Source organism: Glycomyces artemisiae (genome assembly GCF_003002955.1).
Lineage (GTDB): Bacteria > Actinomycetota > Actinomycetes > Mycobacteriales > Micromonosporaceae > Glycomyces > Glycomyces artemisiae.
The window spans coordinates 3,551-5,543 of sequence record NZ_PVTJ01000020.1; the positions used below are offsets into that span (position 1 = coordinate 3,551).

Genomic DNA, 1,993 nt, shown 5'->3' on the forward strand with positions numbered 1-1,993 from the left:
ATGACCAGGCTCCGAGACGTATTGCCTCAGAACCCCAACAGGGTGCGAGACCCGTCAGGCACGCCGACCGCGCTCGCGCACAGTCGACCTGACCAACAGGTCTCAAGGATGGAGGCGAGCTCTGCTCGCCCAGACAACGTGTAGTCGACACACCAATAAAACATTCAGTCCATACACACCCGCAGCAATCAAGGCAACCACACGGCTGCCAGGCCAGAGGCCCCGAAGGACACCTGGAGCGGATGGTTGACCACGGCGTTGATGCCGGGTCGGGACTCCTTAGAAAGGAGGTGATCCAGCCGCACCTTCCGGTACGGCTACCTTGTTACGACTTCGTCCTAATCGCCAGCCCCACCTTCGACCACTCCCTCCGGTAAACCGGTTAGGCCGCAGGCTTCGGGTGTTGCCAACTTTCATGACGTGACGGGCGGTGTGTACAAGGCCCGGGAACGCATTCACCGCAGCGTTGCTGATCTGCGATTACTAGCGACTCCACCTTCATCGAGTCGAGTTGCAGACTCGAATCCGAACCAAGACCGGCTTTACAGAGATTCGCTCCACCTCACGGTATCGCAACCCGCTGTACCGGCCAATGTAGCATGCGTGAAGCCCTGGACATAAGGGGCATGATGACTTGACCTCATCCCCACCTTCCTCCGAGTTAACCCCGGCAGTCTCCCGCGAGTCCCCAACTCAATGCTGGCAACACGGGATAAGGGTTGCGCTCGTTGCGGGACTTAACCCAACATCTCACGACACGAGCTGACGACAGCCATGCACCACCTGTCACCCAGTCCGAAGAGGCCCCCATCTCTGAGGGTTTCCGGGTGATGTCAAACCCAGGTAAGGTTCTTCGCGTTGCATCGAATTAATCCGCATGCTCCGCCGCTTGTGCGGGCCCCCGTCAATTCCTTTGAGTTTTAGCCTTGCGGCCGTACTCCCCAGGCGGGGCGCTTAATGCGTTAGCTACGGCACAGAACCAACCAACGTGGCCCCACACCTAGCGCCCACCGTTTACAGCATGGACTACCAGGGTATCTAATCCTGTTCGCTCCCCACGCTTTCGCTCCTCAGCGTCAGAACAAGCCCAGAAACCCGCCTTCGCCACCGGTGTTCCTCCACATATCTGCGCATTTCACCGCTACACGTAGAATTCCAGTTTCCCCTACTTGCCTCAAGCCCGCCCGTATCCACCGCAAAACCCCGGTTAAGCCGAGGCCTTTCACGGCAGACGCAGCGGGCCGCCTACGAGCCCTTTACGCCCAATAAATCCGGACAACGCTCGCGCCCTACGTCTTACCGCGGCTGCTGGCACGTAGTTAGCCGGCGCTTATTCAACCACTACCGTCAACCCCGCGAATACGGGGCCTTCGTGGTGGATAAAAGAGGTTTACAACCCGAAAGCCGTCATCCCTCACGCGGCGTCGCTGCATCAGGCTTCCGCCCATTGTGCAAAATTCCCCACTGCTGCCTCCCGTAGGAGTCTGGGCCGTATCTCAGTCCCAATGTGACCGACCGCCCTCTCAGGCCGGCTACCCGTCAAAGCCTTGGTGCGCCATCACCGCACCAACCAGCTGATAGGCCGCGGGCCCCTCCCCAACCGCAAAAACTTTCCACCCAGCACCATGCGGAGCCAGGTCGTATCCGGTATTAGCCGCCGTTTCCAACGGTTATCCCAGAGATGGGGGCAGGTTACCCACGTGTTACTCACCCGTTCGCCACTCGAGCACCCGCAAGCGGGCCTTTCCGTTCGACTTGCATGTGTGAAGCACGCCGCCAGCGTTCGTCCTGAGCCAGGATCAAACTCTCCAACAAAAACCTGTTGCGCACCAGACCCTGACGAGCCCAGCGACTTCAAATCATGTGTCGAAGCATGTCCTGACCGATTTTCACGAGACACCAAGCAAGTGTCCCAAGGAAAAGACAGTCAAAAACAGTACCAACCAAGCACACCCCGAAACCCAGTTCCGAAGCGACTCAGCCAGCCCACACG

At 58.9% G+C, this 1,993-nt stretch carries 1 rRNA gene; it reads right to left on the reverse strand.

Annotated elements, in window-relative coordinates:
* Positions 1-283: 283 nt before the first annotated feature.
* Positions 284-1,815, reverse strand: a 16S ribosomal RNA gene (locus B0I28_RS26735).
* Between the last annotated feature and the right edge of the window lie 178 nt (positions 1,816-1,993).